Here is a 25559-nt window from a genome sequence, read left to right on the forward strand (position 1 = left end):
GTAGAGACCTCTACTCGGCTGCACAGTTTGTCTTAGCTACAGATAAAAATCCCTGATGCCTTGCAATAGATTGCTGACTGCCACGGCGGCCAGAATTAACCCCATCACTCTGCTGATGATGGCGGCGCCGACGTTGCCGATTACCTTCTGGATTTTTGTAGCGCCCAGTAACAGCAGCAGGGTGATGACCATGACCACAATCATGATGCCTGCGGTAATTGCCTGATCCATCACGGCATAGCGGGAGTTGTCGGTGAGCATGACGATGGCCATCATAGCGCCGGGGGAGGCGATGGAGGGGATGGCCAGTGGGTACACAGCAAGATCTGCCAGGTCTGAATGGCTGACCTCTTCACTCAGTTTGGTTTCCTGCTCAGGTTTGCTTTCACCAAAGATCATGGTCAGGGCGAACAGCAATAACACCAGCCCACCCGCGGCCTGAAATGCAGGCAAAGGGATCTGCATGGCTTCCAGTAACAATTGTCCGGCAATCAGAAAGAACAGCAACACACCTGTGGCAATACCGACGGCTTTGAGCGCCACCAGGCGTCTTTGTTTAGCTGACAGATGCTGGGTTTGCGACAGGTAAACAGGGACTGAGCCGACCGGATCGATCACGGCCCACAGAACAACGAACTGAGTGATAAGAATGCTGAGCAAAGCTTCCTCCCTATGAACTGGCAGCCTCAACCTATCAAATTCTGGCTGTACTCGACTTGAATGGTACCGCAATCGGACAGTTTTTCTCACTGCTAATCGGCTTTGTGCAACTACAGAGGTCTGCATTGCATGGCTCTTCTCATCGGTACAGTGACTCCTTGTAGACACTCCATAAACGACTGCGATCGATTTGAGCCTCCTCTGCAATCATGACCTGAGTAGACATGGGGTCGTATTTAGCTGATCCATGTATTTTGTGATTTTATCGTTCTGGATATCACTGGGTAGCAGGAATTAATTGTCTATTTTTCGGTTGTTGGCATTCCTTGATGGGCTGTACTGTCATCCCACTGACTGGATGGAGATGACAGGATGCTCACAGATTTTTTAATTCGAGGTTTGGACGGCGATAGCTTTGCAGCGTTGACGGACGCTGAGCTGGATGAACTAGGCGCTTACTGGATGATTGCAGATTCATCTCCCGGATTTCCTTGCCGGGTGTCTTTAGAGGATGCCAGGGTGGGTGAGAGGGTACTGGTGATCAACTATTGGCATCATAAGGTCGACTCCCCGTACAGGGCTTGCGGACCCATTTTCGTAAGAGAAAAGGCGTTAACGGCAAATCTGTCGAACTGTGAAGTGCCTACTATGCTCAGACATCGTCAGTTATCATTTCGAGCCTACGACAGCCAGGGAGTCATGCTGGACGCGCTGGTGACAACTGGCGTGGATACCGAGGTTTCGATATGTAAACTGTTTGAAATGCCACAAGTCGAGTATATCCACATCCACAATGCGGGTCCCGGCTGTTTTAGTTGTGCAGTGGTGAGGGCTTAAACGCATTAATGGCAAGCCTGACAACTATCAGGCTTGCGCGACTTGTTTACAGGGAATGGTGCAGGCTGCAGCTGGCTATCACTTCATCTGTTTGCAGATCCCGTACCTGACACTCAGTCTCGCTGATCAGGCCATAGGAAGCACGACCACCATTGCGTGGAATTGTGGTGGAGCCGGGATTGAAATGCAGAATACCCTCTTTGTATTCGGCTACCGGAATATGGGTGTGACCATATACAAAGCCATCGCCCTGCAGCAGTTTAGGCAGCTTGTCCGGGCCATAGATATGACCGTGGCTGAGGAACAGGCGCATCTGCGGCAGCAGCAGATTTTGGTAAGTGGCGGTCAGGGGAAACTCCAGCAGCATCTGGTCCACTTCACTGTCACAGTTACCGCGCACCGCGATAATACGGTCGGCATATTGGTTCAGGCGTTCGGCCAACTCAGCAGGGGCATAACCTTCAGGAATCGCATTGCGTGGGCCATGGTTAAGAATATCGCCCAGCAGGACCAGATAGCGGGCACCGGATTGCTCAAACTTATCAAGCATGGTTTCGGTGGCGGTCAGGGAACCGTGAAGATCGGAGGCAAAAAACAGGGTCATAACAAGGGGCCGGAATGGAGATTTAGGGGCTCAATATAGCGCCGGTAAACACCTTTGCAAGGCCTTTGAAAGCGAAGGGAAAGCGAAGCCAAAGAGCCTTTGAGAAAATGCTTTTAAGATCTTTGTGTTAGTTGTTTTTTGTTTTGCTTGTTTTCTTTCGGATAAGGTTATAGCCACGAAGGCGCTGCGCTTCACGAAGGGCACGAAGACGTGGCGCTTGCGAACATTGCCGTCGAATAGGATTAGGCTTTTGCTTTTTCAAGCCCGTCCCTGGACTTGAGCCAGTTCACCTTCCTTGGTTCTCGCTCATGACCGTATGACTTTGTCATATTCGCCGTGTTCTCTGTGTCCTTCGTGGTGATTAGTTTTAAAGTGTTTCGTTTATTAAAAACGCCCTCATGGGAGGGCGTTTTTTGTTTGATTAATAACTATCTGATTAATCGGGCTTTAAGGCGTGTAGTAAGTTGCTGCGCCAGGGCCGACAGGCAAGCCGAGTGCAAACACCCAGATAAAGAAGAAGCTTACCCAGCCAACAAAGAACACCAGGGTGTATGGCAGCATGGTGGCGATCAGGGTGCCTATCCCCAAATCCTTCTTATATCGACAGGCCACCGCCAGAATAAGTCCGAAGTAGCTCATCATTGGGGTGATCAGGTTAGTGACAGAGTCACCAATACGGTAAGCCGCCTGAATGGTTTCCGGGGCGTAGCCAATCAGCATCAGCATAGGCACGAAGATAGGTGCGGTCACTGCCCATTGGGCTGAAGCGCTGCCCAGCGACAGGTTGATGATGCCACACATGGCGATAAACAGAACGAATACCAGTGGTCCTGTCAGACCGATAGCGCTCAGGGCATCGGCACCGGCTACTGCCATTACTGCACCCAGGTTGGTCCATTTGAAGAAGGCAACAAACTGAGAAGCAAAGAACACCAGCACGATATACATGCCCATTGAGCTCATGTTTTCAGACATGGCATCGATGATGTCTTTGTCTTTTTTGAATACGCCAATCACCTTGCCGTATACCAGTCCGGGGATGGCAAAGCCGATAAAGATAAAGGCCACAATGCCCTTCAAGAAAGGCGAGCCGGATACATCACCGGTCGTCTGGTTACGCAAAGGCGCACCTTCAGGCACAACCAGAGCGGCAATGACCACAGTCACAGCCAGTGCAGCCAGACCTGCCAGCTTAAGGGCGCGTTTTTCTTCAGGGGTAACAGTTTCCATCTGCTGGGCAGACAGGTCGATGGCTGCGTCTTCCGGGTTGTATTTGCCCAGGTTGGGCTCAACAATCTTCTCGGTGACCACGGCACCCATGATAGATACCAGGAAGGTAGAGGCGAACATAAAGTACCAGTTCACTTCAGGGCCAACGATGTAATCAGGGTCGATCATCTGGGCAGCAGCTTCGGTGATACCGGACAGCAGTGGGTCAACGGTACCCAGCAGCAGGTTGGCACTATAACCACCGGATACACCGGCAAATGCTGCCGCCAGACCGGCCAGCGGGTGACGTCCCAGCGAGTGGAATATCATGGCCGCCATGGGGATAAGTACCACATAACCCAGCTCAGAAGCCGTGTTGGAAACAATACCCGCAAATACGACAACTACAGTTACCAGACGTTTGGAAGCGCCGATAACCAGCAGGCGCATAGCCGCTGACAACATGCCGGAGCGATCGGCAATACCCACACCCAACAGGGCCACCAGAACTGTGCCCAGTGGGGTAAATCCGGTGAAGTTGGTCACCAGGTTGGAGACGATCATCCGCAGACCTTCGCCATTCATCAGGCTGATCACATGGATTAGACCGTCAGGGCTACGACCGGCTGCGCCTTCAGGGCGGGGGTCGACAACGGAAAGCTCAAAATAACCTGCTACACCTGAAATCAGGATGACGGCCAGACAGAACATGGCGAACAGGGTAATGGGATGGGGTAACAGGTTACCCAGGCGCTCAACTATGTTGAGGAACTTGATAAACCAGCCTTTTTTGCTGAGGTCTGTGGGCGAAGAGGCCGGTGCGGCACTGCCCTGGTTGGAGGGTAAACTCATGCTGATTCCTTGACTTCTAATAATTATTTTCACGGGACAAGTGAGTCCGGGCGCGGCATTTTCTGCTCAGTGCCCGTGGGTGAAAGGCTAAACTTGTCGTGTTAAGCCTGACTTAAGAGGGGTCTGACCAAACCATCAGCTGCGGATTATTGTGCTTTTTTGGCTGAGGGCTACCCTGTCCCGGCGAACCATAATACTCACAGGACACTATGGGTTAAAGGTATAAAGTTAAAATTTTTAGTTATTTAACTGCAAATTTGTATCAGGCTTGAATTTTATATAATTATTTTGCTGAAAATTAGCGGTTTTTTAACTGCGTCAGTGTCATACTGCTCAATAATTACCATTTGGTTTTTGATGTTACCTGCTGAATATTAAGTGGATATTTGCAGGCGTTGACCGATTTTGCAGCAGCTCGGACAAGATTTGGCACTCTTAGCGGCAATGGCTAGAGAATTGCTGTAAAACTGCTTTGTCAACAAGGGATTATGCCTGTTTAACCGCGAGACTCTTGTCTGGGTGGTTAAAAAATCACAGCTTAACTGGAGGGATGATTGAAAGCGCCTTGTCTATGGATACTGACACTGCTGGTATGCCAGGGAGCCGTGGCATCAACGGCGGAGAAGCCGGTCATTGTTGCCCGTTTTTCTGAGCAGGGTATCACCGGAAATCAAGATAAATTAAAGGTTTATCGACACTATAAGGCAGATGGCAGCGTAGTGTTCAGTGATCAGCCGCCAGGGGACGGCCAGTTTGAGATCCTGCTGTTTGACTGTTTTGCCTGTCAGCCTGACTCCAAAGTAGATTGGCGCAGTCTGGCACTGGAAACCCACAGATTCAGTCATGCCATTGAACAGGCTTCCAACACCCATAAGCTCGACAAGGCGCTTATTCGTGCCGTTATCCATGCAGAGTCCAACTTTAATCCTCTGGCGCTGTCCCGTCGTGGCGCCATGGGTTTGATGCAACTTATGCCACCCACAGCCAAAGAGCTGGGTGTCAGCAATGCCTTTGAAGCCGATGCCAATATCCAGGGCGGCAGTGCTTACCTGTCTAAAATGCTGACCCGTTTTAATGGTGACCTGGACTTTGCGCTGGCCGCCTACAATGCCGGACCCTCTAATGTGGAGAAATATCAGGGCATTCCGCCGTTCGCAGAAACCCGCGCCTATGTGGAGCGGGTCAAGATACTGCTAAAACGATACCGTAATGAGATATAAGGTGTCAGGGCGGCTGCGCCTTCCAGGGCACAACTTCGTTGTTTCCAGGACGTTCGCTGCGCTCAACGCCAGAGCGGCCTGCGGCATTAGAGACCGCAAATCGGAGATTTGCTGCTAGGGGAATTTGGTATGCTTTTTCTCGCCTTCTCGAAGCCGACTTGTCGGCGTCCTAGAAGGGAACTTGTTCCTGCTCTCGCAGCGAAGCGTCCTCGAACAGCTGCAGGCTAGTTCTCGCTTTTGGCTTACTCGCCCACTTCCCATTCAATCCGGGTAAAACCGCCACCCTGGTTCAGTTTGGCATCCAGATAATCCAGAGTGGCTTTGGCTTGCTCATCCAGCTGCCATGGTGGGTTGATTATCCACAGACCGGCAGCAGTCATACCCTTTTCGTTGGTGTCAGGGCGAACCCCCTGTTCGATACGCAGCTGGCGGCGAATGCCGCTTGCTTTCAGGCGGTCAAACATAGCCTCAGTACGGTCACGGTCAACTACCGGATACCAGATCATGTATATACCAGTGGCAAAACGCTTGTAGGCGTCAATCACAGTATCGGCCACATCCAGATAGTCAGATTTAATCTCATAGCTGGGGTCGATAAGGATCAGGCCACGACGTTCAATCGGCGGAACTGCGGCAATCAAACCCGCCAGACCATCCTTGTTCAGCACTTTAACCTGACGGTCACCGGCGAAGCCCTGAGCCAGAGTTGGGTAGTCGGTACCATGCAGTTCGTGCAGTACCATGCGGTCTTTTTCCCGCAGTGTCATATCCACAAATGCCGGTGAGCCAGGGTAGTAATCCAGATCGTCCGATTCAGTGTTGAATGCTTTTACCGCCTCGACATAGTCAGCCAGGGGTTCGGGCAGATCTGTCTGGCCCCAGATTTTAGCTATGCCATCCAGGTACTCTCCGGTCTTCTGAGCAAAATCATCCTGCAGACTGTAACCACCGGCACCGGCGTGGGTGTCGATATACACATAAGGTTTGTTCTTTTTTTGCAGCGACTTAATTGCTTGCAGCAACATGGTGTGCTTGACAACGTCGGCATAGTTGCCGGCATGGAAGCCGTGGCGGTAACTCAGCATTGTGGTTGGTTCCGGGAAGTCTAAATTGGCCAGAGTATACCCGAATCCCACAGCAAAGGCTTTGTAACAGCAGCAAGCCAGATGCTTTTCAGTAATGCAGTTCCAGCTTTTGCATCCACACCATATTGTATTGTTGCAGAGGTACCAGCCAGACAGAGGTGTCATCATCCTGATAGAGGCGATAGAAGGTCATCTGCTCCTGGGTCAGGTGTTGTTTACGCAGTGTCAGGTACAGGCTCTGGGCGGCTGCAGACAGAGCGTTGGGCGAGCTCAGCTCTGTCTTGTTGATATCCACAGTAAAGATATCAATCTTCTGTCCCTGCCATTGCTGGTGGCTCTGCTTGAAGTCACCGCGGATCTCGAAGCGAATAGGGGAGCTGGAACAGGCCTCATCTGTCACGCAGGCGGCAAAGTAAAACAGACCTGAATCCTGCTCCAGATGCACCAGAGAGATACGGAAATCACTGCGTACCAGCAAGTGATCCTGAATCTTGAAATAGAGATCGGCGTGGTAAACCTCTTCTTTGAGCTCACCGCTTGAGGCGGTTAACTCAGGCAGTAACAGCTTGTTATAGGTTTTCTGCTCCATACGGATTTTGGTGGCGAGAAAATCTGACAGCTCAACATGGCCGCCTTTAAGTGAGTCACTGCTGATGTTGATCAACTTATCTCCGGGGCACTGACTGCCCTGATAATTGGGACAGAGGGCAAAGCTCTGATTGTCAGCACTGAGCAGGGCGAACCCCTGATAGTTGTCGAAGGGCGACTGCCAATTGGGCTCTGGGGTGATCTGTTGATTCGCCAATGATTGCAACTGGCTGTCGGAAGGCGTCTTCATATCCGGTGTACGGTATACCTGCACATGGGCAGAAGTATTGTTGACCTTGATATCTGCAGTAGATGACAACCACACAGGCGTAATGACTGGACGTTGCCAAAAGATGAGCAGGGCGACCGTCAGAAGCGCTGGTAGCAATAACCACCACAGCTTTGTTTTCGAGGTCGATTGGTCAGGCGCATTGGGTTGCAGAGGATTGAAGTCACTACTCAGGTGCAGGGCATAGCCATGCCTGGGGATGGTCTTCAGCTCAATATCCTGCTCTGACTCCAGCTTTTTACGCAGTTGACTGATGCATTGCATCAGGGATGAGGAGGCTACGACCCGGCCGGGCCAGCCCGCCTGTTGCAACGCTTCTTTAGATACCACTTCGCCCTGGTGTCGCAGCAGACATTCAAGAATGGCTGTTTCGGCAAAGCTCAAAGAGACTGGTTCGTTGCAGCGGCTGAATATCAGCTGCTGTTTTCCCGCTTCCAATCTGCAATCTTTATTCAGCTGCACTGGCTTTACCCACAAAGTGTTATCAGAACTCTGGATTATATTTTTCCGGTTTTAGCAGACTCAATTGCTTATCTTTGAAAATTTGACCCAACGCGATGAAAAAACAGGCCTTCACTATGAAGGCCTGTTTGCTTGGGAGGAGTTAGGAATTAGATTCCGTGAACCTGCTTCAGGTTGTCGATGCTGTGGCAAACGGCACAGGACTCGACTTCCAGTTCATCAGCTGACACACCGAAACGACCGCCATGCTGCTCCATATGGGCACGCACACTCTTGTTGATGACGCGCTCGCCCTGACCATTGGTGGTGTTGGCGTGACAGGCATAACAGGTTGCGGACACTGGCGAGGTGTAAGCATCTACTGTGATGTCAGTGGCTGGGTGGGCACGGGAGTCAGGGTTATAGTCCAGATCCAGCGCCAGCGGGCGGCCACGTTCAGTCAGTCGTTCAACTCCGAAGGTATCCCCTTCGTGACAACGGTAGCAGTTGGCCTTGTCGGCAGGATAATCAATGCTGCGTACGCCATTTTCGTCACTTTGGGTGGCACGCTGGTTGGTGTGCAGTGAGTGCATCCATACCTTGTGATCCGGGTGGCTGACGGTCAGCTGCTCGATGTAATCCCAGTCACCGGCCTTGGTGTGCATCTCGCGGATAGCCTGAGTCGGAGGGGTGTTTGGGTTATGACAGGCCAAACAAGGGTCAACCACATCAGCGGTAGAGCTGATAAAACCGGGTTTACCTGATGGCTTGAATTGTTTCATCTCAAACGGACGCAGGTGCTCGCCGTTGGGGCCGTGGTCATGACCGGAGAAACAGGTGGTGTTGGCCAGCTCTTTGTTGATCTCAGTTGGCTGGCTGTGGCAGCTGCGACAGGCCAGTTGGGTATTGTCACGGATCTCATCATAGCCGTGGCAGCTGCCGCATTTGGCGTTGCTGACAATAGCAGGGCGTTGATAGAAGGGGTCATCTGTCAGGCCATCCTTGGTGAAGAACCAACGGTTGTTCCAGGCGGCATTTTTCGCATGACCGGCACTGCCACACTTCACTCTCTGCTGGTTTTCATCGAAACAGAAGATCAGGCGGTCAGAGATAAAGCCTGCATCATCCAGAGTGCTGCCGGAAATGGTGTCTTCAACCACAACAGGTCCCAGCTTGTAGGTAAACACATTACCTTCAGCTGAATGAAGAGGAGTACGGGCACGCTCACCGGCAGGGGTAATGCCGTCGCTGCCATCCTGGGTGATATCTTTCTTGTTACTCTTCACATAGATGGTGTAACCGCGGGAGTTGGTGAAGTCCACTGAGGTTCCCCAGTTAACATACAACTGCAGGTTCACAATCCAGTCAGCATTGGCCGGATTGTTTTCAGGCAGAGTAATCTCCTGACCCTCTTTGTCCAACAGGGCAAAGCTGACCATGGCGTAGTGCTCACCATTTTCCTCAACCAGTTTGGCTTCACGCATGTCGACACTGATCAGGCCGCGCTGATCTTCAGCCTGAGCCTTGAGGTACTTACCCAAGTGCACATCTTCAGTGTGCTGAGGCTGGTGGCAGGTCAGACACTGGCTGTTATCCAGTTGGGTCTTGTGGTCGTAAACCGGGCTCTTGGTCATATCGTGACAGCTGGAGCAGGCTTCGCGGGTGGGCACCTGTTGCCAGTTCAGGCCCTGCATCAGTTCTGCGCTGGTATCCATGGCATGACAGGTCTGGCAGTTGCCTACAGGCTCTGGGCTGACGCCAATATGAGCAGTGTGGGCCAGTACAGGCCAAACCTTGCTGGCATCGTCCATCTTGTTGCCGGTATGGCAGGCTGCACAGTTCTCCAGCTGATCGCCACCATGTTTGATGGATGCGATATCGTCATGACAGGCAAGACATTGGCTGGCGTCCACAATGGCGCGATTATCTGTGACTTCACTGCCGTCAGGCATATAGTCGATCAGGCTGGAGGTCTGGGGCAGCAGATCTGACGCCATTACGGTCAGGTTGAGTCTCTGGGTAAACTCAGCGTTAAATTCAACGCCGTTAACGCCGGTCAGTGCCGTCGTCATCTCGTAGCGATAATTACCATCACCCTTGTCCGTGAGTTTTCCAGCGCAGGACTCTGCCTGATTACAAAGCTCGCGATTAAGGGTTTGCCAGGCGCTGGCGTTGCCGTCCACTGCAGGCATAAGTTGCGCCATATCCAGTTTGATATGGTCAATATTGATCACGCCTAAATTCTGTTCGTTGGTGGCACTGAACTCCAGCGACAGCTTACCGTCACTGATCTGTGGCTGAGCGACTTCCAGTGACAGGGTTTTGGCTGTGGTGCTGACCAGCCCGCCGGGTTGTCCATCCTGACCATCTTCTCCGCCACAGCCACTGAGCAGCATTATTGGCAGAATCGCCATGGCGAGTTTGGTTTTGGTTATCATCATTCATCATCTCCTTTGGCCTCCGGCTATTGACCGGCAGCTATGAGGGGATTGTCGGAAATCCCGGCGGTGCCTGTTGTGAAGCAGCTGGTTGAGTGAGCTTTTTTCAATCCGATTGGGGCAAAATCAGCGGGTTTGAGGTTTTTTGAGGGCCTTTTGAGATGTGAAAAGCCAGTGAGTGAGAGACCTGAGGCGCGTTAGGCGGATGGTCAATCTCTCCTGGCGCAGGCATAATATGAGCACTTTCCGATTGAAACTTTTATCCCGTGACCCAGAGCATTTTCTTCGATTCATCTGATACCCGTATTGCAGATATCTGCGCCCGTCAGCAGCTGACTTTTGATACCGAGGCACTGTTTGAGTTGGTGTTTGAGGACGATTGCCTGACCCTGAAAAAGCGGGATGAACCTAAGCTTGGCGGCATCTTTGTCGATTTTGTTTCCGGCGCAGTTGCTCACAGGCGTAAGTTTGGCGGTGGACGTGGCCAGGCGATTGCCAAGGCGGTAGGTCTGAAGCAGGGTGAAAACCCAAGCGTGGTTGATGGCACCGCCGGCCTTGGTCGTGATGCGTTTGTGCTGGCCAGCCTAGGTTGCAAGGTCATCATGGTTGAGCGTCATCCTGTGGTGGCAGCCCTGCTGGAAGATGGCTTGCGTCGCGGGTATGAAGACAGCGAGATTGGCGATTGGCTGCAGCAGCGGCTGTCTATGGTGCATGCATCCAGCCTGGAGGCATTGCCTGAGCTGGGACTGGCACCGGATGTCGTGTACCTGGATCCTATGTATCCCCATCGCGAAAAGTCCGCGCTGGTGAAAAAAGAGATGCGGGTATTCCAGTCATTGGTAGGCGCTGATTTGGATGCCGATGGCCTGTTGGGACCGGCTCTGACGCTGGCGGGTAAGCGAGTTGTAGTTAAACGCCCTGACTATGCCGAAGACCTGGATGGGGTGAAGCCAAGCGCAGTTATCGCCACCAAGAAAAACCGCTTCGATGTTTATGTCAAAGCCGCAATGAAGTCCTGACACAGGTTTATTGGCTTTGTTGCCTGCGCCAAAAGTGGTGGTCTGTCTCTGGTTAAGTCCTTACTGATCCACTGTGTTTGTTCCGTGGTTTTCCGGCTATGCTGTTTTGGTAACCAACCAAAGGAGTTCTGCCATGATTGCTCAAGGTGACAAGTTACCTGATGCCGTACTCACTGAGTTAACGGAAGCGGGGATGCAAAATCTGAATACCAGCGAACTTTTCGCCGGTAAGACTGTTGTACTGTTTGCGGTACCGGGCGCCTTTACCCCAACCTGCTCCGAGGCTCACCTGCCCGGATACGTGGTGCTGGCAGATGAGCTCAAAGCCAGGGGCGTGGATATGATCGTCTGTTTGGCGGTAAACGATGCCTTTGTAATGCGCGCCTGGGGTAAGGTGCACAATGCCAGTGAGCTGCGCATGTTGGCCGATGGAGATGCCAGCTTTACCCGGGCACTGGGTCTGGAAATGGACACTGGCAGCTTCGGTGGTGTGCGTTCGGTTCGCTATGCCATGATCGTCCGTGACGGTGTGGTTGAGAAGCTCAACATAGAGCAGGCCAAGAGCTTTGAAGTGAGCAAGGCTGAATACGTGCTGGCGCAACTTTAAAACAGCTTCTGACAAAAACGCCCCGCTGATTGCGGGGCGTTTTTTATGTGTTCAACTCAATCAACCCTTGGCTTCTTCATCAGCCAAACCTGTGCGCGCAGGCCGCCTTCGGGACGGTTGGTCAGCACAACCTTACCTTTGTGGATGTCCACAATCCGCTTGATAATCGCCAGTCCCAGGCCTGAGCCCAGGCTGCCCCGGGCGGTATCACCTCGGGTGAATGGCTGGAACAGATTTTCGATTTGGGAAGGGTCTATGCCTGGGCCGTCGTCCTCAACACAAAAGCCAACTCTGTCCGGCAGGTGTTGAGTACTCATGCGAACCCAGCCATTGCCGTATCTCAGCGCGTTTTCTACCAGGTTACTGACCACGCGTTTAATGGCGATGGGAGCCATAGGCACTTCCGGACAATCGGCCAGCTCCAGGTCAATATTGTCACAGCGGGCCGACTCGGCTTGCGCGACTTCCTGAATGATTCGATTGACCTGATCCGGCTGCAGGTTGGGTTTCTGATCCCGGCGGATATAGGCAATAAACTGGTCGATAATGGCATCCATATCTTCGATATCATTGATAATGCCATCCTTCAGATATTCATCTTCTTTAACCATCATTTCCGAGGCCAGCCGAATACGGGTCAACGGCGTACGGAGGTCATGGGAAATACCGGCCATCAGCAGGGCTCTGTCCTGTTCCAGTTGATGCATGCTGTGGGACATCTGGTTAAAGGCATTGGTCACCTCGATGATTTCCGTTGACCCTTGCAATGGTAAGGGGGGCGGGAAATTGCCACTGGATACTGAGATCGCGGCTTTCTCCAGTGACTTGAGCGGACGGTTCTGTTGGCGGGCAAACAGCCAGCCACCCAGTACGCTGAGCGCGCCAATCACCACCAGATAGAGTGTCAGCGGCGAGAGTTCATATTCGTTGAAGCTGGTCAGAGTCACCCGGATCCAGACTGATGGCTCCTGTGGGGGCTTAATCCAGATATAAAAGTGCTTACCCTGATCGACTCTGACCTCGGCGTTGCCACCCAGATACTCGGACATCTGTGCTGACAGGGTGCTGTAGTAGGTTGCCCGCTCCACCCCGGCTCTTTGGGCCTGCTGCAGGTTGAACACCTTCATATCATCCTGACGGATCTTGTTATTAAGGGCATCAACCACGGTCAGGTTGTCTCTGTCTATGGTGACGCCATCATAGAAGAGGAAGTTGACCTGGTGGGCGATCAGCTGATTGATCTGCTGATAGGTGGGCTTAATAAAGTAAAAGGCGACAGTCACATAGGAGACTATCTGGTTGATCAACAGCAGGCAGGCGATCAACAGGAAAATCTGACTGAAGGCGCTGCGCGGCAGAAACTGCCGCCACCACTTTCCCATCATTTGCGTGCGCTGCCATCCGGTACGAAGACATAGCCCAGACCCCATACGGTTTGAATATATCTTGGGCTGGCGGGATCGTTTTCTATCAGTCGGCGCAAGCGGGATACCTGCACATCGATGGAGCGCTCCAGCGCAGAGTAGTCACGACCACGGGCAAGATTCATCAGTTTGTCACGGGACAGAGGTTCACGAGGGTGCGACACCAGTACCTTAAGTACCGCAAATTCACCACTGGTCAGGGCGATTGCCTCATCACCACGGGACATCTCGCGGGTGGCCAGGTTCAGGCTGAAATCGCCAAAGGTGATCATCTCTTCCTGCTGCGATGGAGCGCCCGGTACTTCCTGGATCTGACGACGCATTACCGCTTTGATCCTTGCCAGCAACTCTCTTGGGTTAAATGGCTTGGGCAGGTAATCATCGGCACCCAGTTCAAGGCCGATAATACGGTCAACCTCGTCCCCTTTGGCGGTCAGCATAACGATGGGAAGCTGGTTTCCCTGCTGGCGCAGGCGGCGGCAGATAGACAGGCCATCTTCACCGGGCAGCATCAGGTCCAGCACCAGCAGGTGAAAGTTTTCCCTTTCCAGCAGGCGATCCATCTGCTCAGCGTTGCCGGCAGCCCGAACCTGATACCCCTGTTCAACCAGGTAGCGTTCAAGCAAAGAGCGCAAGCGCATATCATCATCTACAACCAGAATTTTTGAGGTTTCTTGTCCCATGGGCATGTCCGTTACTTGCTGAGCTTAAGTCTCTAATATCTCAGTAATATAGCTTTATTGGCAACGGCAATACAGGGGACAGGGGGGCAGTAGACGAAAAGCTATGGCTTTAGCGCTAAGTCAGTAAGTTACTGTATTGATTTTAATGGGTTTTGGCTGGTGGTCGTGAGCGGGAAAAATTGTAACCAAGTCTTGATAGAAGTCATGGGCACAATCTTTCCACGGGGAGAGCGCAGGTTCCCCGTGGATATCGGTTAACTGAGCTCAGGCTTGGGTCTGGGCTTGAACAGTGCCAGCAAAGGCATCAACACCAGGTAAGAGATAAAGATAAAACCAAAGGTATAAACAAATGCCAGCATGGTGGATTGCTGATGCAGCATTTGACTGAGCCAGGCAATAAATCCGGGATCGGTAATTGTGGTGTCCTTTATCGCGGCAGCCTGTTGAAGCAGTGGGTTATCAGGGCTCAGGGTGGCCCCCAGATTGTGCCAATTGGCCTGTTCACTGCGGCTGAAATAGGTATTGACGATGGAAATACCGAATGAGCCACCAATGGTTCGACACAGGTTAAACACCACCGCGCCGCCAACTGTGTCATCTTTGCTCAGGGTGGCGTAAGCAAGCTGGCTCAGTGGTGCAAACACCAAACCCATTCCCGCGCCCTGAATAATACTGGGCAGCACCATCCAGAAAATATCCACATTGAGTGAGTACTGGGTCATAAACCAGGTGCCTGCGGCATTGAGTGACAAACCGACCAGAATCAGCATTCTGGCATCCAGTCTGTCCATAAAGCGCGACATAATCAGCAGCACTATGGCTGAGGTAAGCCCCCGTGGCGCCATCAGAAAGCCGGTAGTTTCAACTGGGTAATCCAGCAGTTGCTCCATCATCATGGGTTGCAACTGGGTAATACCAAACATGCCCATGGAGAAGCACGCCATGATAAGACAGGAGACGGCCAGGTTTCTGTCCTTCAGCAACCACATGGGGGCAATATCCCCCTTGGTCATAAAGGAGCGGGTCACAAAGAAGATAATGGCGATGGCTGAGATGATGGCTGAGAAAAGGATCAGATTGTCGCTGAACCAGCCGGACTCATTACCCCTGTCCAGCACCATCTGCAGCAAGCCGATACCTATGGCCATGCCGATAACCAAAGGCCAGTCGACTGAGGTTTGACCCTTGCCGTCCAGTTTGACGAAAAAGTAGAGCAGAGCCAGACAAAGAAGACCTACCGGCAGGTTGACGTAGAAGATCCAGCGCCAGTCCATATATTCGGTAATAATGCCGCCCACGGTAGGGCCGAGAATTGGTCCCAGCAGCACACCGACGCTGAACAGTGCCATTGCTTTCCCCCGCTCCTGCGGCGGGAAGATTTGCACCATAATCGACTGCGACAGTGGAATCACAGAAGCGCCGAATGCCCCCTGCATCACTCTGAAAGTGACCATTTCCGTTAGTGTGTCTGCCTGACCACAGAGTGCTGAAGTGGTAATAAAACCCGCCACAGACACCAGCAGCAGGTTACGAATACCAAACTTCAGAGACAGATAACTGGCCAGAGGGATAAATATCGCTTCTGCCATGGAGTAAGAGGTCAGTACCCAGGTTATCTGCTCTGAGGTCACTCCCAGCGCGCCCATCATATGTGGCAGGGCAACGTTGGCAATGGTCATATCCAGCAACACCATGATGGCTGACAGCATTACAGCCAATACGATCAGCAGTCTGGCAGTACCCTCCACCGGAGCATTCTGGTTCATTTGCTGTTGGTTCCGGTCAGGGTATCAACTGTCACTTCGGCACTGGCACCAACCCGTAATGCCGGTTCCCCGGCCAGGGTTTGAATACTGATGCTGACAGGGAAACGTTGTGGCACTTTGACCCAGTTACCTGTGGCATTTTCCGGAGGCAGCAGAGAAAAAGAGGAACCGCTGGCAGGGGAGATAGCAATCACCTGACCTTCATAGGTCACGTTGGGATACATATCCAAGACTATGTCCGCTTTCATACCGGGTTTGAGCTTACCCACAGCACTCTCTTTATAGTTGGCTTCGACCCAGAAAGTGTTGTCTTCAACCAATGGCATCATGGCGGTACCCGGCGCGACTACGCTGCCGGGACGAACGCTGACCTTGCCCAGATTACCGCTGTGTGGCGCGCTGATATGGGTGTAGGAAAGATCCAGTGTCGCTTTTGATAACGCGGCCGCAGCCTGTTTGACCTGAGGGGCTTCATCGCCTTTGGCACCCTGCTGGGTGATCAGTTGAGACATCTTGGCACGTGCGGCTTCTACTGCAGTTTGAGCGGCGGCCAGCTGAGCCTTGATATCGTCACCCTGTTGCTGTGGCAGCAGGCCTTTGCTGACAAGATCCATGGTGCGGCGGTAGTTTTGCTGCACATCGGTCAGCTGGGCCACAGTGCTGTTGACGTTGGCACTGGCGGCCAGAATGGCATCGTCTGTTGCCTTGTTCTCCTGAGTTGCAACCTCATAGGCTGCTTTGGCTTGCTCATAGGCTGCCTGATAGGGCGCCGGATTGATCTCCACCAACAGGTCTCCTGCGTTGACGTGCTGATAGTTCTCAACATTGACCCGGATAACCTCACCACTGATCTGTGGTGCTACATACAGGACATTGGCATGGACATAGGCATCTTCTGTACTGGGATACTGCTCCTGATGATTAATGTAGAAATATCCGGCGGTGGCGAGCAGAGCGGCCAGCAGGGCCAGAACCAGTAAATTACGGGCGATTTTGGAACCGGCTTGGGTCATTTGATACCCCTGAGTATTGAGTAGGAAGTAAAAGGCGGGAAAGTTAAAAAAGTAGCAGAATGCCCATAGTCACGGGGTTAAGGGCAGCTTAAATTTTGTTCATGGAGTTTTTTGCTGATTTACCAGAGGTTTTAAGTGGACTGCTGGGGCAGGGTGACCGGGCTGAACTGAAAAAGTTCATCTTTGTTGAGCAATTTGACCGTTTGCACCATGGTGATTGTCGGTTTCCTGTGCTGATTCACATTTGGTGATCAGGATGCTGGGGGGCTCAGTGGAGCGAGGGTATACTGCCGCCGAATTTGATTCTGAGTAGCAGGTTATCCATGTTCAAACCGCTTTGTCGTCTTGGCCTTCTAACCCTGGCCCTGTCTTTTTCCGGTCACTCTCTGGCTGCGCTGACCGGCATGAAACCCATGCCTGCAGACGATGCGCCTTTGGGATATCTGATCCACAACCCTTATGAGAATGCACCTTTGACCGCACTGGTCACTCTGGGTGGACACAAGATTAAAGATGTTGAAGTCACAGTACATGCCAAAGGCGAAGCAGGCGTGCCGATCAGTTATAAGGTGTCTGATATCCGGGTGATGGATGAAGGCGGCGTACCCGTGTTTGGTTTGTACCCTGATTACCTCAACACCTTTACCGTGAGCTGGTCTGAGAAGGGCGAGCGTAAATCCCATGAATACCGGATGATGACGCCGGATGTGGACATGGGCTTTTCTGAGTCTCAGTGGGCTAAAGCGCCCAAGGTAACGGTAAAACATGTGGACCCTGAGTTTAAGGATCGCCTCTATTTTCTGAACTGGACCAATGCTGACGGCAAGGCATCTCCTTTGATGCACAACAACCCGGCCGCCCCTGGGGCCTTCTCATGGGATGGCAAGCCAGGTTTCTTTATTATCGATACTGCCGGTGACATTCGCTGGTATATGAATCCCTACACCACCCATAACGCTAAAAACTATGATGATGCCGGTTATGCCATGGGTATGAACATTACCGATGATGGCAACATGGCGTGGGTTCAGGGACAAAGCTGGAAACATATGACCCTGATGGGACGCATGATCGCTTCCCATTCCCTGCCGGGTAACTTTATCGATGCCTCCCATGAAGGTATTCAGGTGGAGAACGGTAACTTCCTGCTGCGGGTTGCTGCCAAAGATTACACCCGCGCCGACGGCATGGTGGTCAATACGGTTCGCGATCACATTGTCGAGGTGGACGCCAACGGTAGGCTGGTGGATTACTGGGACCTGAATGAGATTCTGGACCCTATGCGTGATGCGGCCCTGCTGTCGCTGGACGCAGGTGCCGTTTGCCTGAATATCGACCTGAAGCAGGCGGGCAAAGTGTCTACCGAAGAGGAACTGAGAAAGGCGCCTTATGGCGATATTCATGGCGTACAAACCGGCCGTAACTGGGCTCACGTTAACGCCGTGGATTATGACCCTGTGGATGACAGCATTATTGTGACCTCCCGTCATCAGTCGGCTGTGATCAAGATTGGCCGCGATAAAGAGGTTAAGTGGATCCTGAGCCCCTATATGGGCTGGGAAGGAAAACTGGCAGAAAAGCTGCTGACACCGGTTGATGCTAAAGGCAACCCCCTGACCTGTACTGTACGTGGTTTCTGCAGCGGCACTGATTTCGATTTCTCCTACACGCCGCACACAGGTTACAAGGTGGATGAGAAGGGCACCTGGACTGTATTCGACAATGGTGATGGCCGTCATCTGGCCCAGCCTATGTTCCCTACCGGCAAGTACAGCCGGGCAGTGGAGTACAAGATTGACGAAGACAAGATGACAGTTCAGCAGGTGTGGGAGTATGGCAAGGATGAGCTGGGCTATGACGGCTATTCCCCGGTGACTTCGATTGTGAAGTACCAGGCTGATAAAAACAGCATGATGAGCTACTTCGCCTCAGCGGGCCTGTTTGGGCTGGGCGGTGGTTACGGCAATATGAAGTTGGATGACACCACAGGTAAAGTGCACTCGATTCTGGTTGAGCACAGATATGGTGAGAAGGAACCGGCAGTGCGTATTGATATCGACAGCCATGACCTGTTTGCCACCGGCTATCGCGCCCAGGTGATCCGCCCGGCTGAAATGCTGAAATAATTCCCAGGGAATACACGCAAAAAAAACCGGCTTTAAAGGCCGGTTTTTTGTTGTCTGAAAAAGGACTATTGCTGCTTGTAGACCTTGCCATCCTTCATCACAAAGCTGACGTTTTCCAACAGGCTGATGTTCTTAAGCGGGTTGCCTTTTACGGCGATAATATCGGCAAGATAGCCGGGTTTTATCTGGCCCACATCGGTTTGCTTCATCAGTGCAGCGCTATTGATAGTGGCGGCCTGAATTGCCTGCAGTGGCGTCATGCCAAAGGTCACCATACGGGAGAACTGCTTGCCATTATCCCCGTGGGGATAGATGGCAGCATCTGAGCCAAACACCATATTGGCACCGGCTTTCACCGCTTTACGGAAGCTTTCCCGCTGGGCTTTGGAGACCTGCTTTTCCTTATTGATATTCTCTTCGGGTACGCCATTGGCCTCACCAAAGGCCAGGGTGTATTCGGTGTTGTAGATATCGCAGGAAAGGTAAGTGCCGTGTTTTACTGCCAGCTTGATAGCCTCATCATCCATAAAGCTGCAGTGCTCAATACTGTCGATACCGGCGCGGATGGCATCCTTAATACCACTGGTACCGTGGGCGTGTGCCGCTATCACCAGGCCGCGCATATGAGCCTCTTCAGCCGCGGCTTTCAGCTCCTCAAAGGTGTATTGCTGAATGCCCACTTTGGTGCCCTTGGAGAACACGCCACCGGTGGCGCAGATTTTAATGGTGTTGGCACCGTATTTGATGTTCTCCCGAACCTTTTCCCGCACCGACCAGGGGCCATCGGCAACACCACCTGACTTTGCCTTCTTCTCCGGTGCACTGAAGTTATCGTCACAGTGCCCTCCGGTGACAGAGATTGAATGCCCTGCTGCCCAGATCCTCGGGCCTGGAATATCACCGTTATTAATGCCTTCCATCACGCCAATCACACTGTAACCGGCAGCCCCCAGGTTTCGCACTGTGGTGAATCCTGCTTCCAGTGTCTTACGGGCATTTTTGGCTGCAATCACAGTCTGGCGGGGGATGGAGTAGTTGCGGGAGGCGAGAAAGTTATCGTCGGCATCGCCACTCAGGTGTACATGCATGTCCATCAGGCCCGGTACCAGAGTTTCCTGATGCAGATGGAGCACACTGTCCACATTGGCAGGTTGTTTCAGCTCCCCCTGTTTACCGACTGCGGTGATGCGGCCATCTTCAATGATGATAGCGGGTTTACTGATCAGTTTGCCATTTTCCACATCCAGCATGGCATCAGCGGTCAGGTAGGTGGTCTGGGCCATGGTGTGTGGCGCAAGCAGCATAAGGCCTGTGGCCAGCAATCGATTCAGGGTAGTCATCAGCAACATTATTTTTGTTAAATTCTTGTGCAGCATAACTTACTGACGGCAGAACACAATCTGAGCAGTGTTGCGGAATATGTCGATCAGAGCGGTGGCATAGTGTCCGCACGGCTTGAGGAACAAGGGCTTAAGTGATACAAACTGGGAAATTATTGCAAATGCTTGTTGGCAACACGCACACCCTATGAAGAAAGCCCATCTGATCACCCGCGCCGGCTGGCAAGAGTTGGACCGGGAACTTAAGTACCTGTGGAAAGAGTATCGTCCTGAGATCACCAAAAAAGTGCAGGAAGCTGCCGCTCAGGGTGATCGTTCCGAAAACGCTGATTACACCTATAACAAACGCCTGCTGCGCCAAATAGACAGCCGGGTGCGTTATCTGGTGAAGCGATTGGAGGAGCTGAAAATCGTCGACTACGACCCTCAGCAAGAGGGCAAGATTTTCTTCGGTGCTTGGTTCGAGCTGGAAAACGAAGAGGGTGATGTGGTGCGCTATCGTATTGTCGGCAAAGATGAGCTGGATACCAAGCTGGGCTATATCACCATAGATTCGCCTATGGCCCGAGCCCTTATTGGCAAACAGGTCGATGATGAAGTGACAGTCCAGACTCCTTCAGGTCCAAAAGAGTGGTACGTCAATGCCATTCGCTACAAGCCTTTTGAAGAAACCGAATAATGTTGTTGAGTTCAGAAATCCAGCCAGGGTTAACCCCTGCTCCATCGCTGTGATATCTTGACTGGCAGCCTCAAAGCCATACTGAATATCGAAACCAAGACTATGCAAAATATTGCCCGGATTATTGCTCAGGAACTCAATGTTCGTGAGCAGCAGGTAAATGCCACTATTGGCCTGCTGGATGAAGGCTCGACCGTGCCTTTTATTGCCCGTTACCGTAAGGAAGTGACCGGAGGTCTGGATGACACTCAGTTGCGTAACCTGTTCAGCCGTTTGGGCTACCTGCGTGAGCTGAATGACCGCAGACAGGTGATCCTGTCCAGCATTCAGGCTCAGGGCAAGTTGACGCCAGAGCTGACCGAGGCTCTGAACAGTGCCGATTCCAAGACCCGCCTGGAAGATCTTTACCTGCCATACAAGCCCAAGCGCCGTACCAAAGGCCAAATCGCGGTCGAAGCGGGTATTGAGCCTCTGGCCGATATGCTGTTGGCAGATCGCAGCTTGTCTCCCGAAGCTAAAGCCGCCGAGTTTATCAACGCTGAAGCAGGGTTTGCTGATACCAAGGCTGTGCTGGATGGTGCCCGATATATTTTGATGGAGCGTTTCGCCGAGGACGCCGAGCTGATCCGCAAGGTGCGTGAGCAGTTGCAAAGCCAGGCTGAGCTGGTGAGCAAGGTGATGGCTGGCAAAGAGAAAGAAGGTGCCAAGTTCCGCGATTATTTTGAGCACAACGAAGCCATTACCAAGGTGCCTTCTCACCGTGCGCTGGCCATGTTGCGTGGTCGCAATGAGGGCATTCTGAGCCTGTCGCTGGATGCTGACCCTGGCTCTGAAGCCAGCGGCAGCGTATGCGAGCAGACCATTATCGACCATCTGAAACTGAACCTGGGGTCAGGTGAAACCGATCAGTGGCTGCGGGCAGTGGTGACCGCCACCTGGCGCATCAAGATCGCTCTACAGATGGAAACCGAGTTTGTTGCCCGCATGCGTGAACAGGCAGAAGATGAAGCCATTAAGGTGTTTGCCCGTAACCTGGGCGACCTGCTGATGGCGCCGCCTGCCGGTGCCAAGGCGACCATGGGTCTGGATCCCGGTCTGCGTACCGGTGTGAAAGTGGCTGTGGTCGATACCACAGGCAAGCTTGTGGCTCATACCACCATCTTCCCCCACGCACCGCAGAACCAATGGGAAAAATCAGTTCGCACCCTGGCCAATCTGGCAAAAATGCACAAGGTTGAGTTGGTGGCTGTGGGCAATGGTACCGCATCCCGTGAAACCGATAAGCTGGCCGCCGAGCTGCTGGCTTATGTTAAAGACACTGCACCCAATATCAACAAGGTAATGGTGTCTGAAGCCGGTGCGTCTGTTTATTCCGCTTCCGAGTTGGCTGCCGCTGAATTCCCGGATCTGGATGTCAGCCTGCGTGGTGCGGTCTCTATCGCCCGTCGCTTGCAGGACCCACTGGCAGAGTTGGTGAAGATTGAACCCAAGTCTATCGGTGTGGGTCAATACCAGCACGATGTCAGTCAGAGCCAGCTGTCCTCATCACTGGAAGCTGTGGTGGAAGACTGTGTAAACCGTGTTGGTGTGGATGTGAATATGGCGTCTGCACCACTGCTGGCTCAGGTTGCCGGTTTGAACAAGACACTGGCCAAGAACGTGGTGGATTACCGCGACGCCAATGGCCGCTTCAATACCCGTAAAGAGCTGTTGAAGGTGTCCCGCCTTGGCCCCAAAGCCTATGAGCAGGCCGCAGGCTTCCTGCGTATCAGCGAAGGCAGCAATCCACTGGATAGATCAGCGGTTCACCCGGAAGCCTACACTCTGGTAGAGGGGATTGCCGCTGCCAAAGGCGTGCCGGTTGATGCTCTCATCGGCAACACAGAACTGCTGCGCACCCTGAATGCTGCTGACTTCACGACAGAAGCTTTTGGTCTGCCAACTGTGACAGATATTCTGGCCGAGCTGGACAAACCGGGTCGCGATCCCCGAGGTGAGTTTAAAACCGCGAAGTTCAAAGATGGTGTTGAAGAGCTGAAAGACCTGAAGGTTGAGATGATCCTGGAAGGCGTGGTGACCAATGTGACCAACTTCGGTGCCTTCGTGGATATCGGTGTACACCAGGATGGTTTGGTGCATATCTCCTCCCTGACCGACAAGTTCGTGTCTGATCCTCATACCGTGGTGAAAGCGGGTGATGTGGTGAAGGTGAAGGTGATGGAAGTGGATGTGGAGCGCCGTCGTATCGGTTTGTCCATGCGTCTGGATGAAAAACCTCAGCCTGCTGGCAGCAAACCACAACACAAAGGCCATAACCATGGTGGTAACAAGGGACAGCACAAAGGTGGCAACAAGCCCAAACAGGGTGGCCGTCAGCAGTCCAATCAACCCATTAATGCTGCTATGGGTAATGCTTTCGCTGATGCATTTGCCAAGCTGAAGAAGTAAGTCTGCTTTGAACTCTGGCTTGTATATACAAGCTGGGACCGACAGAGACATCAATCCCTCACAGCCTATTATAAGGCGTGGGGGATTTTTATTTGCATTGATTTTGAATTGGGCTTTCAGCGGGAAGTATCAGGCCTGCAGTTCCAGCCTGGGCAGATCTCTTGGAGTGCTGGTGGACTGATAAGTGTCCTTGATGATGGTGCCTATCTGCCGATAGAACCTGGGGGCTTCGTTGGGGAAGGGATGGCTGGAGTCACCTTGCATCTGCTTACCCGTAGCCTCTGTGGTTTGAGTCCTGTCCCGTATATCCCGTCTGTTAAGTCCACCGCCTTTGGTGGCCAACTTAGCCAGGGCTGCCTGCTCAGTGCGAGGTAACTGCCTCTCGGTTCCCTGTTGCTGCTCTCTGGTTTGCTGCTGTTGTTGACCCGACTGTCTCTGTTGGATTCGGTCCTGGCGCTCCTGCTGTTGCTCTGTCGCCCTTTCCTGGCGCTGCTCCAGCCCGCGTTCCTGATAGGTTTTACCCAACTGCTGTGGCGGCAGTAATGGCGGACGTTGCTGGTTATCCACCCGCGCGCTGTCAGTAGCCACATTGGTTGTGGCTACAGGCACATTGGGATAGTTGGACACCAGCTGCATAGTTAACCCTGCTTTAAGCTCTCTGCTTAAATAATAGTCAATTGTGCCGCGAGGTTAAAGGCCTTTCAGCCTGTGTGCTGTTTCAGCCAGTTGCCAACAAGCTCTACAAACTCTTGGGTATGAGAGATAAACGGCGCGTGGGATGCCTTGGCAATAATGGCATCCTGGCTCTGTGGTGTTGCAGGCATGGCCGGGATTACCCGCTTGGGCACCAGACCATCCAGACGACCCCACACCCTCAACCAGGGGAGAGTCAGCCCTGCAACTTCAGTTCTGAGATCCTGCTGCTCCAGCATCTGTAACCCGGCTGCAAGTGCATCGGGTGTCGGCAGAGGGCGGGCAAGTACCAGTTCACGTATGCGCTTGATATCCTCTTTGGCGGTCACGCTGCCCATGGCCTGTATCGCCAGAAACCTCTCAATGGTTTTGGGCAGGTCTTTACCCAGTTGATCGCTGAATTGCGTCAACACCTGAGGCGGAATACCAAACCAGCCTTCATCTTCCCGGGCCATAAAGCAGGGAGAGGAGGCGATAGTGATGAGTCCTTTGACCTTTTCGGGATAATCCAGCGCAACTCTGCTGGCAACCAGGCCCCCCATAGACCAACCGGCCCAGATAGCACCATCAGGTAATTGCTCTGCCAGCTGTTTGGCCCAACCCTGCAGACTATTGTCTCCCTGCTGGCTGTGGCCAAAGCCCGGCAAATCCACATAGTAGACCCTATACTCAGACAGATGCTCATACAGGGGCGCAAAGGCGGCGCTGTTTACCCCCCAGCCATGGAGCAGGATCAGTTCCGGACCCTGTCCGCGAATATCGATATGAAGTTGAGTCACAGTTTGTCAGGCCTTAGGTATACAAATTGATAAGACAGGTTTTCAGTCAAATAGTTAACTTGCTTGGGGCTAGTTTACCCAACCGATGTTTGCTCTGTCATCAAGGTGTGGCAAGGGGACAGACAGGATTGTGCAGTGCGTGCCTGGATGCCAGTTTATATCAGCAGCCGGTTTGTCTGGGGTGCGGTCGCGGCATGATGTTGCAACTCAAGTACTGTGGCTCATGTCAGCAGTCCCGGCCTCTGCCTGTTGTGGCACCCGCCAGTTACCACCAGGGATTGGGGCCTGTTATCAGCGGGATTAAATATCAGGGGCAGATGGCGGCGCTGGAGTCTCTGTGCCGGGCACTGGTGGAGCGATTCCAAGAGTTGGAGGCGTTGGGGTTGGTGTCCCGTCCCCAGGCTTTGTTGCCGGTACCCTTGCACCCCGACAGGCTGAGAGAGCGCGGCTTCAACCAGGCCTGGATGATCGCCAACCGACTGTCAGTGATTTTGGGTATTCCGCTGGTGGATGATTGTCTGGTTCGTACCCAGCACACTCTGGCACAGGCCGGGTTGGATGGCAAAGCACGCAGACAAAATCTGAAACAGGCCTTTGAACTGCAACAGGCTCTGCCTTATCCGCGGGTGGCGATAATCGACGATGTGGTGACCACGGGCACCACTGTTTCTGAGATTGCCGCACAGATACGTGTGCAGGCGCCGGATCTGCAGGTCTGGTGTCTGGCCCGGGCTGAAGCGCCGGGCCTGTTGGACTGAA

The 25559-nt window shown here is 52.8% G+C and carries 21 protein-coding genes; 8 read left to right on the forward strand and 13 right to left on the reverse strand.

Annotated features, from left to right (window positions below; all coding sequences use genetic code 11):
• Window positions 1-36: 36 nt before the first annotated feature.
• Complete coding sequence (locus tag L2725_RS15420; RefSeq protein ID WP_248936870.1) at window positions 37-660, reverse strand: MarC family protein; 624 nt, start codon at window positions 658-660, stop codon at window positions 37-39.
• 372 nt (window positions 661-1032) lie between these two features.
• On the opposite strand from L2725_RS15420, the gene L2725_RS15425 reads away from it, so the two are divergent.
• Window positions 1033-1497 (forward strand): DUF1203 domain-containing protein, encoded by a 465-nt coding sequence (locus L2725_RS15425; protein ID WP_249249742.1) that lies wholly within the window; start codon window positions 1033-1035, stop codon window positions 1495-1497.
• A 46-nt stretch (window positions 1498-1543) separates the two neighbouring features.
• Here the strand turns inward: L2725_RS15425 and yfcE are convergent, their stop codons facing one another.
• A complete protein-coding gene (yfcE, locus tag L2725_RS15430) occupies window positions 1544-2101 on the reverse strand; it encodes a phosphodiesterase (protein WP_249249743.1) in 558 nt (185 codons plus the stop codon).
• A gap of 447 nt (window positions 2102-2548) precedes the next feature.
• Complete coding sequence (locus L2725_RS15435; protein WP_249249744.1) at window positions 2549-4162, reverse strand: AbgT family transporter; 1614 nt, start codon at window positions 4160-4162, stop codon at window positions 2549-2551.
• A gap of 554 nt (window positions 4163-4716) precedes the next feature.
• Between L2725_RS15435 and L2725_RS15440 the strand changes: the two genes are divergently transcribed.
• Window positions 4717-5382 (forward strand): lytic transglycosylase domain-containing protein, encoded by a 666-nt coding sequence (locus L2725_RS15440; RefSeq protein WP_248936873.1) that lies wholly within the window; start codon window positions 4717-4719, stop codon window positions 5380-5382.
• A 242-nt stretch (window positions 5383-5624) separates the two neighbouring features.
• Here L2725_RS15440 and L2725_RS15445 read toward each other — a convergent pair whose 3' ends face one another.
• From L2725_RS15445 to L2725_RS15455, 3 genes are all read right to left on the reverse strand, one after another.
• Window positions 5625-6467, reverse strand: a complete 843-nt coding sequence (locus L2725_RS15445; protein WP_249249745.1) for a 23S rRNA (adenine(2030)-N(6))-methyltransferase RlmJ — start codon at window positions 6465-6467, stop codon at window positions 5625-5627.
• 88 nt (window positions 6468-6555) lie between these two features.
• The gene (locus L2725_RS15450; protein WP_249249746.1) at window positions 6556-7806 is read right to left on the reverse strand and encodes a winged helix-turn-helix domain-containing protein; all 1251 of its coding nucleotides are present in this window, start codon (window positions 7804-7806) and stop codon (window positions 6556-6558) included.
• 149 nt (window positions 7807-7955) lie between these two features.
• Complete coding sequence (locus L2725_RS15455; RefSeq protein ID WP_249249747.1) at window positions 7956-10226, reverse strand: OmcA/MtrC family decaheme c-type cytochrome; 2271 nt, start codon at window positions 10224-10226, stop codon at window positions 7956-7958.
• A gap of 263 nt (window positions 10227-10489) precedes the next feature.
• Here L2725_RS15455 and L2725_RS15460 point away from each other — a divergent pair, with 263 nt between their 5' ends.
• A complete protein-coding gene (locus L2725_RS15460; protein ID WP_428985294.1) occupies window positions 10490-11242 on the forward strand; it encodes a class I SAM-dependent methyltransferase in 753 nt (250 codons plus the stop codon).
• A gap of 133 nt (window positions 11243-11375) precedes the next feature.
• Window positions 11376-11849, forward strand: coding sequence for a peroxiredoxin (locus L2725_RS15465; protein ID WP_248936875.1), 474 nt, complete (start codon window positions 11376-11378; stop codon window positions 11847-11849).
• 56 nt (window positions 11850-11905) lie between these two features.
• On the opposite strand, the gene envZ is transcribed toward L2725_RS15465, so the two are convergent.
• The 4 genes from envZ to L2725_RS15485 form a co-directional block, all read right to left on the reverse strand.
• The gene (envZ, locus tag L2725_RS15470) at window positions 11906-13234 is read right to left on the reverse strand and encodes a two-component system sensor histidine kinase EnvZ (RefSeq protein ID WP_248936876.1); all 1329 of its coding nucleotides are present in this window, start codon (window positions 13232-13234) and stop codon (window positions 11906-11908) included.
• Window positions 13231-13956, reverse strand: coding sequence for an osmolarity response regulator transcription factor OmpR (ompR, locus tag L2725_RS15475; protein WP_248936877.1), 726 nt, complete (start codon window positions 13954-13956; stop codon window positions 13231-13233). The genes envZ and ompR overlap by 4 nt, the downstream gene beginning before the upstream one ends.
• A 254-nt stretch (window positions 13957-14210) precedes the next feature.
• Complete coding sequence (locus tag L2725_RS15480) at window positions 14211-15722, reverse strand: MDR family MFS transporter (protein WP_249249749.1); 1512 nt, start codon at window positions 15720-15722, stop codon at window positions 14211-14213.
• Window positions 15719-16735, reverse strand: coding sequence for an HlyD family secretion protein (locus tag L2725_RS15485; RefSeq protein WP_249249750.1), 1017 nt, complete (start codon window positions 16733-16735; stop codon window positions 15719-15721). The genes L2725_RS15480 and L2725_RS15485 overlap by 4 nt, the downstream gene beginning before the upstream one ends.
• 323 nt (window positions 16736-17058) lie before the next feature.
• Here L2725_RS15485 and L2725_RS15490 point away from each other — a divergent pair, with 323 nt between their 5' ends.
• Complete coding sequence (locus tag L2725_RS15490; RefSeq protein WP_249249751.1) at window positions 17059-18861, forward strand: aryl-sulfate sulfotransferase; 1803 nt, start codon at window positions 17059-17061, stop codon at window positions 18859-18861.
• Window positions 18862-18926: 65 nt separating this feature from the next.
• Here L2725_RS15490 and L2725_RS15495 read toward each other — a convergent pair whose 3' ends face one another.
• The gene (locus L2725_RS15495) at window positions 18927-20201 is read right to left on the reverse strand and encodes a Xaa-Pro dipeptidase (RefSeq protein WP_249249908.1); all 1275 of its coding nucleotides are present in this window, start codon (window positions 20199-20201) and stop codon (window positions 18927-18929) included.
• Between the two features lie 187 nt (window positions 20202-20388).
• On the opposite strand from L2725_RS15495, the gene greB reads away from it, so the two are divergent.
• Together greB and L2725_RS15505 are read left to right on the forward strand one after the other, a co-directional pair.
• Window positions 20389-20880 carry a transcription elongation factor GreB gene (gene greB, locus L2725_RS15500; RefSeq protein ID WP_115136486.1) on the forward strand — a complete coding sequence of 164 codons (492 nt, stop codon included), beginning with the start codon at window positions 20389-20391 and terminating at the stop codon, window positions 20878-20880.
• Between the two features lie 102 nt (window positions 20881-20982).
• On the forward strand, window positions 20983-23328 hold the full coding sequence (locus L2725_RS15505) for a Tex family protein (RefSeq protein WP_249249909.1): 2346 nt from the start codon (window positions 20983-20985) through the stop codon (window positions 23326-23328).
• Window positions 23329-23457: 129 nt separating this feature from the next.
• Here L2725_RS15505 and L2725_RS15510 read toward each other — a convergent pair whose 3' ends face one another.
• Both L2725_RS15510 and bioH read right to left on the reverse strand, forming a co-directional pair.
• The gene (locus L2725_RS15510; protein WP_249249752.1) at window positions 23458-23964 is read right to left on the reverse strand and encodes a hypothetical protein; all 507 of its coding nucleotides are present in this window, start codon (window positions 23962-23964) and stop codon (window positions 23458-23460) included.
• Window positions 23965-24029: 65 nt separating this feature from the next.
• Window positions 24030-24800 carry a pimeloyl-ACP methyl ester esterase BioH gene (bioH, locus tag L2725_RS15515; protein WP_249249753.1) on the reverse strand — a complete coding sequence of 257 codons (771 nt, stop codon included), beginning with the start codon at window positions 24798-24800 and terminating at the stop codon, window positions 24030-24032.
• 59 nt (window positions 24801-24859) lie between these two features.
• On the opposite strand from bioH, the gene L2725_RS15520 reads away from it, so the two are divergent.
• The gene (locus L2725_RS15520; RefSeq protein ID WP_283164338.1) at window positions 24860-25558 is read left to right on the forward strand and encodes a ComF family protein; all 699 of its coding nucleotides are present in this window, start codon (window positions 24860-24862) and stop codon (window positions 25556-25558) included.
• The last annotated feature ends 1 nt before the right edge of the window (window position 25559 follow it).

Source organism: Shewanella corallii (assembly GCF_023349125.1).
Lineage (GTDB): Bacteria > Pseudomonadota > Gammaproteobacteria > Enterobacterales > Shewanellaceae > Shewanella > Shewanella corallii.